Annotated in this window: 9 protein-coding genes; 5 read left to right on the plus strand and 4 right to left on the minus strand. The window is 39.2% G+C overall.

Annotated elements, in window-relative coordinates; all coding sequences use genetic code 11:
- Window positions 1-100: 100 nt before the first annotated feature.
- The gene (locus AC1F2U_RS22985; RefSeq protein WP_480263198.1) at window positions 101-1,150 is read right to left on the minus strand and encodes an adenosine deaminase; all 1,050 of its coding nucleotides are present in this window, start codon (window positions 1,148-1,150) and stop codon (window positions 101-103) included.
- Window positions 1,151-1,537: 387 nt separating this feature from the next.
- Between AC1F2U_RS22985 and AC1F2U_RS22990 the strand changes: the two genes are divergently transcribed.
- Window positions 1,538-1,747, plus strand: a complete 210-nt coding sequence (locus tag AC1F2U_RS22990; RefSeq protein ID WP_094352741.1) for a hypothetical protein — start codon at window positions 1,538-1,540, stop codon at window positions 1,745-1,747.
- Window positions 1,748-2,090: 343 nt separating this feature from the next.
- Here AC1F2U_RS22990 and AC1F2U_RS22995 read toward each other — a convergent pair whose 3' ends face one another.
- Complete coding sequence (locus AC1F2U_RS22995; protein ID WP_480263199.1) at window positions 2,091-2,402, minus strand: threonine dehydratase; 312 nt, start codon at window positions 2,400-2,402, stop codon at window positions 2,091-2,093.
- 106 nt (window positions 2,403-2,508) lie between these two features.
- A complete protein-coding gene (locus AC1F2U_RS23000) occupies window positions 2,509-3,387 on the minus strand; it encodes a phosphodiester glycosidase family protein (protein ID WP_480263200.1) in 879 nt (292 codons plus the stop codon).
- Window positions 3,388-3,585: 198 nt separating this feature from the next.
- Here AC1F2U_RS23000 and AC1F2U_RS23005 point away from each other — a divergent pair, with 198 nt between their 5' ends.
- From AC1F2U_RS23005 to AC1F2U_RS23020, 4 genes are all read left to right on the plus strand, one after another.
- Entirely contained in the window at window positions 3,586-3,834 is a 249-nt protein-coding gene (locus tag AC1F2U_RS23005) for a hypothetical protein (RefSeq protein ID WP_480263232.1), read from the plus strand.
- A gap of 171 nt (window positions 3,835-4,005) precedes the next feature.
- Complete coding sequence (locus AC1F2U_RS23010) at window positions 4,006-5,196, plus strand: sigma-70 family RNA polymerase sigma factor (RefSeq protein WP_480263201.1); 1,191 nt, start codon at window positions 4,006-4,008, stop codon at window positions 5,194-5,196.
- 25 nt (window positions 5,197-5,221) lie between these two features.
- A complete protein-coding gene (locus tag AC1F2U_RS23015; protein ID WP_480263202.1) occupies window positions 5,222-6,427 on the plus strand; it encodes a DUF1822 family protein in 1,206 nt (401 codons plus the stop codon).
- Between the two features lie 609 nt (window positions 6,428-7,036).
- Window positions 7,037-9,424, plus strand: a complete 2,388-nt coding sequence (locus tag AC1F2U_RS23020) for a CHASE2 domain-containing protein (RefSeq protein ID WP_480263203.1) — start codon at window positions 7,037-7,039, stop codon at window positions 9,422-9,424.
- A gap of 49 nt (window positions 9,425-9,473) precedes the next feature.
- Here AC1F2U_RS23020 and AC1F2U_RS23025 read toward each other — a convergent pair whose 3' ends face one another.
- Window positions 9,474-10,976, minus strand: a complete 1,503-nt coding sequence (locus AC1F2U_RS23025) for a beta-barrel domain-containing protein (protein ID WP_480263204.1) — start codon at window positions 10,974-10,976, stop codon at window positions 9,474-9,476.
- Window positions 10,977-10,998 lie beyond the last annotated feature (22 nt).

Here is a 10,998-nt window from a genome sequence, read left to right on the forward strand (position 1 = left end):
TATGTATTACAACTTTTTCTATCGCATCAGAAAAAATTAGTAATTGCAACATTAATTAACATTAAATCACCTGACTTTATAGATATTTTTAGGCGATTCGTTAATTACTATCTCTCATGGACAAAATTTTCGGTGGTTCAGGTTTGAGCAAACCGTTCAACAGTGATAAAGGACGTTGACTGTAAGGCCAAGCAAAAGCATGACGGAAAGCTGCATCTTGACAAGCTTGTAGTTGTGCAAAACTAATAATGTTGTAAGTTAAGAGATTCTCATACTCAAACGGTAGACGCACATTGTGCAATCCAGCATTATCAGTACAGATAGCAATATCTACGCCAGCTTCAAAACAACGGTCAAAAACTAATTTGAGTTGACGGATATCCTGCAAAGTACCGGTTTTCAGGTAAGTTGTCGGACAAACCTCCAAACATTGTCCGCGTCTAGCCACATCATTAAGTAGCTCTGGATATAGTAGAGGAATTTGAATGCCGTGACCAATCCGCATCAGATATGGTAACAGTTCTGGGTAACAACCAGCGGTGGTTTCATATAGATGTCCCGTGGTGTTAACGCCCAGCGATCGCGCATAATCATATAAGCTAATCCATTCTTCTAAGCGATCGGCGTAATAACTATCACCTCCTGCTACATCTACTGCACAGACATATTGTTTATTTTGCGCCGCTAAATCAACAATCGCCTTGTTCACCTCATAAGGTAGGCGTGTGTGCATACAGAGAATTTGGCTAGTAACAATCGGATATTCTGGCTGTTGGCTGGCAAGTCCTACTACTCGGACAATTTCTGCCATCTTGTCAATTCTTGCGGATTGACTCAGATGCTCAGGTGTCCGCAAATAAGGAGTGTAGCGCAGTTCCAGATAAGCCAAATTTTCAAATATGTAAGCACCACGCACCAAACGATAGATAAAGTAAGGCAAAGTCTCTACAGTTTGCACGCTTTCTACCAGAGTGTGTAATTCTAGATACTCATCTAGAGTGTTACGCGGGCGGGTATAAAAATCTTCAAAATCTGAATAGTCAGTAAAACGGGAAATTAACTCCGAAGAATGCCGCTCGAAATATCGCCATAAAACTCGTGGTACGACCGAGCCGCCTAGATGTCTATGTAATTCAGCATATAAAGCCATAGTGTTATTTTTAGGTAAAAATTTCAATGATTGTAACAAAAACATCGAAAGAAAAATCTGTCTTCAAAAAAATTTTGCTCCAACTTCTTTGGAGTAGAGGTTTCCCTACATCTGAATTTCAACAAATACTCCAACCGAGAAACGGCGCGAACGATTTGGTGGCTTGGAATTAGATAGGTTTGAGAGCAACAGATAGATTTCTGCCTTTTACCTCCTGCACTAGTATTTGCAGCATGAATAAACTTGACATTACCAAGATTAAATTGATAGCATTGATATCCTTAATTTTTGTGCTATACTAAAAGAACATTGCTATTGTTAAGCGACTGAGATATAGCAATATATTTTTCTTTTAACAAAGCAAATTCCTGGCAAGGTTGGTATTAATTGAAAATTCAAGCGTTGGAAGTCAAGGCTGGCGATCGGATTATTGCTTACTGCAACAATAAAATGCAAACCTGCAAGGTAAAACGCATTTTAGATCCAGGTCAAGCTAATATCACACTATCAGTATTCACTTCTGAGAATTATCGCGGTTGCTCAGTTTCATCTATAGTCCGCTTTCAAAGCAACGCCTTAGTTGATTTGGTAAGTTAAAAACCAAGTATATATTCAAACTCAAAAATATTTCTAGCTATTGTCCAGCCTCAAACTGGACAAAATTTTTGTCAAAGGTGCGATGCCTGCGATTTTTGATAGCCTACGCACATACAAATTTTTTCTGAAAATGTAAAGCGCCATTTAGTTATTGCTAAACTGTTCCAGATATAATTTGTATATCTAAATTTAATTAAAATATTGTGGGGTGGACAGCGTTCGGCTGACCTGTACTGAGCGTTATTAAAGTAGCGCTGATGCTAAAGTCTTGCCCACCCTAATTATGCAAGTTAAAGGCGGAACTGTTGATTACTAAACTTAACCCTCCACTTGATGGCTTTTTTCATTTCTTTTTCACATCACGAGCCATGTTGAGGTAGTAGTCGTCAAGTTTGGCATTAGAACGACGACGGTTAGTGGTAGGAATTTTAGTAGTGTTATCCCGATTCGTTTCAATTGGCTGTTTAGTTGAAGTTTGTTTTACGTCTTGCACCCGATCGGATTCCAAGAAATAACCAGACTCACTGAATCCGAAAAGCTTACCAAAAAAACCAAATAAATTTCCGAAAAAATTAGAAATACTTTGGAATAAAACACCAAACAAGCCTTCAATACGAAGGAACAAGTTCCGAATAATTTGAGTTAGACGAAGCATAATAGCACCTTCAATGATTGCCTATTACCATTGTGACGCAATTCGGATTCGGGAATTGCTGATATGGCAAAAATCTACCAGTAGGTAGGTATAATTCCCACAACCCCTACTTTTCCTGAACCAGTAAAACCGACTTTACAGGACGCTTGATAGAATTTCCCTCCAAATCAACCTTTCCGTAAAAGGTTTTCCCATTGTAATAAAGCGAAGACGAACTTCCTCCATCCAGATTCATCGCTTGCTCGGCTTCAAGAGTTTTCATCAAATCAGCTAATGCTGGCAAAGATATTCCAGAGTTCGCCGGAGCTGAGGGTTTTTGAGCCACCATAACTAAAATAACGTTGCCATCACGGGTGATACCTACAGCAGTTCTGGCATTGGGTTGATTGCTGCCAAGCGCATCTCGTTTATTAGCATTGTCCACAAAGCCCTCTTTTTCTAAGGTGAGTTCTGGTAATAGGCGCGGGCCAGCACCTATAGCATCAACTAACCGACAACCTGCTGGTGGTGACTGACTGTGTAGGGCAATGGAATAGCGGCTAGTTTGCCCGCATAAGTAGCGACGGAATTCTGTGCGATTGAATATTTGACCCAAATAAGACTTTAAGTTGGGATTGTTCACCAGCCGCTCATTTTCCTTGGGATCGGCTATCAACTTTCCTTGTCGGACAACATAAGATGTCGTTTTTTGGTTGGCTGGGTCAAAAAAGCCTGCATTCAAAATAGCCACGGCTTGATGCTTTTGGGCAAATTCCTCTACAGTAGCTACCTTCTGTGATAGTGCAGGAGTCACCAAAAATTTGCTATTAGCTGGAATCAACACGATGTGAGCGATGCTTTGGGGCAAAGTGCGATCGAAGTAGCGGATAGTTTTTGCTGGTGAAGCCGCAATAGTGGGTATCGAAGGTGTTGAAAAACGCAAATTAAACCACAACACCATTGCCAAACTAATTAATATCAAAGCTAGTAGTTTGATTTTTCTCACTTTTAAACTCACTTGCAGTTAGCTCAAAAAAGTTGAATTTAGTTGATTTAATTAAAATACTTTAAGCTGAAAAATAAGCAATTAGTTTTAATTATTCCCAGTTCGCCCATTTTTTAGGGATTTAGGACAAATAGATAGTCACAAGTATACCGAAGGGCATATTTCCAAAAAGACTCAATTAGATATATGTTCGCAATTATGGCTAATAAACCCGTAATTACAAACGAAGAAGCCGATGATATACCTATACTTCTAACTCAAATAGAGCGTATGGGCATACAATCGCTAATCATCAACACTTTGCGACACGCAGAAATTGGCAAAAGAATTTTCAAAAAGTTAAGAGACAATATCTTGCTAGACCTTCTCAACCAGTGTTTACTCGAACTATGCCGCATTTATGCAACGCTTAAAATCGCTTTTTACGCCAATTTAACTTTAAAATAACTAAATTATCTGGATTCAACAGAATATGAATAGAGTTATCTTCAAAAAACATCAAAAAATAAAATATGTGTGCTATGGAATTGCACATTAGCAAACCAGTATCTTGCAATTGTCCACAGAGATATCTGCTTGATAGTTGCTTCTCGGATCAATTGAAATTGTTAACTGCTTATGCGTCCTCGTCAAAAAATTATCGAGATGTTCTCAACCTTCGTTGAGCTGGAAGGAGACAGATTCAGCAAATGGTTGATTGATATCAAACTACATCGAAATATTCAAAATTGCTTGGGGTCTTCACCATTTGTCCCTAACTCAGAAAATTTTTGGGCATTACATTGGCACAAGTGCTGGCGAGAGGAATCTAATAGCCTTGCTAGAATGCATTTATCTGCTTATTTACAGGAACCAAATTATTGGGCTGCTAAAAAAACAATTGCCAAATTTACAAATAGTCAACATAGCCTAGCAGATTATTTTCAAATGGCGAATGCTGAAATTGAAACAATTCTCAAAAACTTTAATCAAGAAAAATGCTCTAGCTTAAAAGCCTATGCTACTATGGCAGTTCCCAGTCGGCTAAAAGATATTTTACGCCAACGCAAAGAAGCTGATATTTGCACAAATTGGGCATTGTTACGCAAAGTAAGCAAAAAGCAGTTATTAGAAGCTCTTACTCAAGCTGGATTATCACCGATTCTAATTGCCCAATATCGACTCGCCTGGACTTGTTTCAAAGAACTGTATGTTCAAAACCAACCAGGTGGCACAAAGTCACTACCAGAACCAGAACCTCAACTTTGGGAAGCTATTGTCAACCTCTACAACCGCGAACGCCAAAATCAGTTAACTCAACCTACTCCACAATGCACGAGAGAGAAAATTGAACAGTGGCTAACCCAGACATCTGTGTACGTGCGTGGTTATCTGTATCCACCTGTTAGTTCTTTAAATTTAGCAATATCAGAAGATGACTCCACAGCAACTTTTGATTTGCCAGATCCATCCTCTGACTCATTAATTGCAGAGATGATAGCCCAAGAGGATACCCAAAACCAACAAAATCAACAATCTCAGATTGAAGGTGTTTTGTTAAAAGAATTACAAACTCTTGAGGTAAAAACTCAGGAAATACTTAAACTTTACTACCAACAGGGGTTAACTCAGCCACAGATTGTAAAACACCTACAAATTAGTCAGCCTACTGTTTCTCGCCGACTGCTCAAAGCCAGAGAATCAATGCTGAAAGCATTGATCCAATGGAGTCAAGACACGCTTAATATTTCTGTGACTTCCAACCTAGTTAATGATATGAGTAGTGCTTTGGAAGAATGGTTGAAAATTAAGTATGGGGAATCTCGCTGAAATTATGAAGGATGAGGTACTAAAAATGACTTCGGCTTTTACTGAACCGCAGGAACTATTGTTAGAAATATCACCATCATTACAGACAAGTTCTTGGCAAGAAAGCCAAATGTACGCCACACCTAGCAGTCGCTGGCGTGCTTACATAAATCAAATTTGCCTTCATGGATTTTTGAATTGGGTAAAAGCTGAATATGTTCCAGAAGCAAGTATCTGGCACAGTTCCCCTGGTATTCCTGCTTTTTGGGAATTTGTCAATGGCACAGCAATTTTGTTAAACCAAAAGCGAGTCGTTTTAATTCCTAGCGAGGCAATTGATGATAGCGAGTTAGAAGTTCCTCAAGAATGGGTAGACATTCCTAGTTGGGCAGCAGACTATTATTTAGCAGTGCAAGTTACAGCAGATGGGGAGTGGGTAAGAATTTGGAGCTACATAACCCATAGTGAACTTAAATCACTGGCAGACTATGACCAAGTAGATAGGACTTATTGTATAGATGCACGGCACTTAATTAAAGACCTTAATGTTTTTTGGATTACCTACCAATTTTGTGGAACAGAGGAGATGAAAGGTGCGATCGCTCCACTACCAGAATTATCGACTGTTCAAGCAGAAAATCTTGTGCAACGGTTAGGTAATCCCTCTGTAACATTTCCTAGACTTGCAGTGCCATTTACAACTTGGGGAGTGCTATTAGAGAATGAGCAGTGGCGACAGGGTTTGTACCAAGAAAGGTTGCGATATTTACGACAAGTCGCGCCTACGCAATTTTCACAAGTACAAGTGAATCTCAGTCGTTGGCTGGAGGAGATTTACGATGCTTCTTGGCAAGCTATAGAGACTTTTTTTGAGCCAAACTCTAGTAGCCTAGCTTATAATTTCCGCACTTCTTCTGGGTTAAATGCTGCCGCTATCAAACGCGCCAAGTTGATTGACTTGGGAATAGAAATAGAGGCTCAAAAAGTTATTTTATTAATTGCCTTAATACCAGAAGCTAACCAACAAGTTAGTATTCGCGTGCAGCTACATCCAGCTTGTAATCAACCTTACCTACCTGATAATATCAAGCTAGTTTTACTTTCAGATCGAGGGGAAATACTTCAACAAGTACAAGCAAGAGTTCAAGATATTTATGTGCAGTTGAAACTCTTTGATGGGGAAGTGGGAGAATGTTTCAGCATCCAGATCGATCTGAATAATTATCAAATAACAGAAAATTTCATAATTTAGTTATTAGAGGTTGTTTGAAAAGGGTCGTTTGAGATGATAATTAGTACATCTAGGCATCTGAATATAGGGCTAAAACCTTAATTTATCATTGCAGTTGAGGCCAATTATCAGGGCAAAATTGTACCTTACCAGACTTTTCAAACAACCTCTTAGGAACCAGCAGTGTCAAATTGGTGTTGATTGGGAGCATCCTACTTATAGAAAAATATCAAATAGCGATTTGACCATTGAGATAGGCACAACGTAATTTTAGTATGGCAGGAATATTGAATGGATTCTACTGCAAGGCGCATGCATCTTATCAATAAGAGCAACTCATTATCAATAAATTGCTAAATAATCGCATTAAGCGTAGCTTATTGACTGATCGCACTATTTTTTCGATCCCTGCAAAAGTTTTTAATGCCTCTGATGATGTATTTTTATACAAGATTGATGCGATCTCTTTGCGACGGCTTGTAAACGTTGTTTTTCCTCGAAGGTCTAGGTTTAGCCCAAATTTGTCTTATGTAGTTTTAATAGTACATTTTTTTGGTATTTTTGCATAAGTAGAATGCTCTTTGTTGATTAGTCATTAGTTAATCGCGAATGGCAAAGTCCATTTAACTTATGAGTAAGCTAGTTGTCTTCAGCTTCTTGGGAGGAGATTTAAATCAAGGATTTCCTGTTGTCACGGCTCAACTTTGGTGTCATGACGAATTTGTACCCGTGAAATTAACAGGGAGTCTACCGCCAGCACCAGAACTAAGCGAACTCTACCGCAGATGGCAGTTACTCTACGCAGCAATTCATCAACGCCTGGGTAGGAATCACCGGATAAAAGTACATTCGCAAGACATAACCAATATTTCTGTCAATGACTTCAATGAAGTATGTCAACAGCTACAAGCAAATATCAATGCTTGGTTAAAATTTGAATCATTTCAGAATATTGAACGGCAGTTGCGAACTCTACTTAGTCGCAATGATGAAATTAGAGTCATTATTGAAACAAATATAGCTCTACTGCATCGTCTGCCTTGGCATCTATGGCATTTTTTTGAAGATTACCCGAAAGCGGAATTAGCTTTAAGCAATCATGAGTATGAATCTCCTCAGCTATTACAAAAATCTCCTACAGGTAAAGTCAAAATTTTGGCAATTCTAGGCAATAGAGTTGGTATTGATATTGATAAAGATGCCTCTGCTTTACAAAGTTTAACAGATGGTAAAACCACTTTTCTTATAGAACCAACACGGCAAACACTTGACGAGCATCTATGGAATCATGATTGGGATATTCTATTTTTTGCCGGACATAGCACTAGTCTTACTGACGGAGAGATTGGGGAAATTTGCATCAATCAAACAGAAAGTTTAACAATTTCGCAGTTGAGAAATGGACTTAAGGCAGCAATTAGACGCGGTTTGAAACTGGCAATTTTTAATTCTTGTGACGGAATTGGTTTAGGACGAAATTTAGCGGATTTAAACATTCCCCAAATGATTGTAATGCGGGAAGGAGTTCCCGATTTAATAGCGCAGGAATTTTTAAACAACTTTCTTACCGCCTTTGCAGATAGCAAACCATTTTACTTGGCTGTGCGAGAAGCACGAGAAAGACTTCAAGGACTGGAAAATGAATTTCCTTGTGCCAGTTGGTTGCCAGTTATCTATCAAAATCCTACAACTGTTCCTACAACGTGGCAAGAACTGTGCGGTAATTTTGCTGATACTAAATTTGTAGGTGAAGTTTCGACAAAAGGTAAAATTGTAACACCAAAATTCAAACTTTGGACTGTACTACTTAGTACTTTGATTGTGGCTATTTCAACAGTAGGTTTGAGATACTTGGGAATCTTTGAGAAAATTGAACTGCAAAGTTTCGATCAAATGCTACGGTTGCGACCTCAAGAAGAGCCAGATCCAAGGTTAATAATTGTAGAAATTACTGAAAAAAATATTCAATCACGACAAGAGATGACCAAAGGACTGAAATCCATTTCGGATAGTACGTTAGCTAAATTGCTTAACAAAATACAAAAGTCTCAACCGCGAGTTATTGGACTGGATATTTATAGAGACTTGGCTGACCCCCCAAACAAATCAAATCCAATACAACTTCCGACTGAACTTCATAAAGATAATGTTGTTGTTGTCTGCAAAAGCCGCGATCGTAAATATGACCCACAAGGTGTTAAACCTCCGAAAGACGTACCTGTAGAACGTCAGGGTTTTACTGATGCAATTCAAGACCCAGATGGTATCGTCCGTCGCCAAATTTTGATGATGGCACAAGAGCCTTCTTCAACTTGTACAACGCCTTATTCGCTTTCGTTGCAATTAGTTACTCGTTACTTATCTTATGAAAATATTAAGCCTAAATTTAATGAAGATTATGTACAGTTTGGCTCTAAAGTATTTAAACGCTTAAAGTTTAGCCGCAGTGGTGCCTATCAACAAGGAGTTGATTTAGGCGGAAATCAAATACTTGTCAATTATCGTAATACAGATTATCAAAGAGTTTCTATTGATGAGGTATTGAGTGATAAATTCGATCGTAAATCAATGAAAGATAAAGTAGTGATCGTTGGAGTGACAGCTAATACAGTCAGCGATACTTGGTCAACTCTCTACAGTACTGCACAGCAAGATTACCAAGAAATACCAGGGATATTTATACAAGCACAAATGGTTAGCCAAGTTTTGAGTGCAGTTTTAGACCAACGTCCAATTCTTTGGGTTTCGCCTTACTGGGGCGATATTCTTTGGATATGTGGCTGGTCTGTAGTTGGGAGTCTGATTATTTGGCGGGTGCGATCGCTCTCACATAAGGGATGCACAATCCCTGCAATAGTTATCACTTTATATGGAGTTTGTGCGATCGCTCTTTTAAAACAAGGCTTATGGTTGCCATTTATTCCTTCTGCCTTTGCTGTGGTTGCAAGCGGTGTTGTTGTAGTGTTGATTCAACGCCGTCAGGAAGTTTTCCCGATTTCACAACCCTTAGTTGAATAAGATTTTCCTTTACAAGTAAAAAATAACGTCAATTTGGCGATTGACGATCTCAAAAATCCGTCATTAATTTTGCTTTGCGGAGTACAAATTGCAGTACAGTTTCTTGGCGGGTAATAATATCAACTCTGCCATCCATACCCAATTGAATTTGACATTTCTTTGTACTGCGACCTAAAGCAAGTTTCTCTGGTTCAATTGTGACTTCGTAAAAAGCACCTACAGCAGTTGCTTTTGGGGTAGAGTTCGTATCAGCATCAGCATCGTTTTTTTGCGACCTAACAGCATCCGGGGAAATCGCTTTGACAACGCCATTGAGTGTACCGTAATCAGGATAAGGACAAGCACTAACTCGCATTTGCACCTTTTGACCGACTTTTATCTTACCTTTTTCCTCAGAACCGACAGCTGCTTTGATAACTAAAGGTGCATGACTAGGAACGATTTGCACAACTTCCTCCCCAGCCCGGAGAGTTTGACCGGGGTTTCTCAAATTTAGCTTGGAAATAATCCCGTCTGCTGTAGCGGTAATAGTAGTTTGCTTTAGGTCAATTTCAGCTTGCTTGAATTCGCTAGTATCGCGCTCTAATTGTTTTTCCGTTTCAATTTTCTGTTTGAGAAGTACTTGAAGTTCTCTTTCTAAAGATGCTTTATTCACTTCTCCAGAGGCTTTTTCTTGAGCAATCCGTTCAGTCGCCATTGCTACCTCTGCATTGCTGGGATTGAGAGCTGCTTGAGCGCGATCGCGTTTAGCAATAGCCCCTAAAACAGCTTGTTTTAACCGCTCATTTGTTTTTTCTTGGGCTTTATAAGTTGCTTTTTGCGCCTGTACAGCTTGTTCCTGCTGTTTCACAGCCAACTGTACTTCTTCTAGTTGGTCGCGGGATAATGCCCCTTGTTTAGCGGCACTTTCATATCGGTTCTGCTTTGATGTCGCTGCTCCTAAAGCCGCCTCAGTCGCGTGGAGATTAGCTAGTGCTGATTGTAACTGTGCTTGCCCTGCATATAATTCTTCTTGGGCCATTTTGACATTGGCTGATGCTTCTTGAAGTTCAGTGATACTGGTAATTTTTTTGTCTTGATGATCGCGATCGCGTCCTTTCAATTCAGCTTTAGCAGAGGCGATAATCCGATTAGTGCGATCGCTTTCGGCTCGAATTTGACTATCTATTGCATTTATTTGGGGAACGGTTTGAATTAGTTGTAACCTAGCTTGTTGAATATTGGTTTGCAACTGGTTTTTTTTAGTTTGCAGTCGAGAATCATCAATAGTGGCAATTTTATCTCCTTTTTGCAGTGTTTGATTTTCTTTGACGTAAATCTGCATTACCTGTCCTTCTGTCGCCGCCTGTACAATTGGCAATTCACCCGCAGGACGCACAACCGCTTGTCCAATCACCGTAACTTTATATTTAACCACCGCAGCCACAGGAACAGCTAACGACAAGGCAAACACGATAAATAGTCCGCCAAATGTAGTCCAACGACTAATTGGTGGGAGAAACTCATTGTCTTGAACTAAGGGTAAAAAATTTGTTTGAGACTTACTAACCATAATTTATAAATATCTCTAAAAT

The sequence above is a fragment of the Nostoc sp. LEGE 12454 genome (assembly GCF_056620565.1).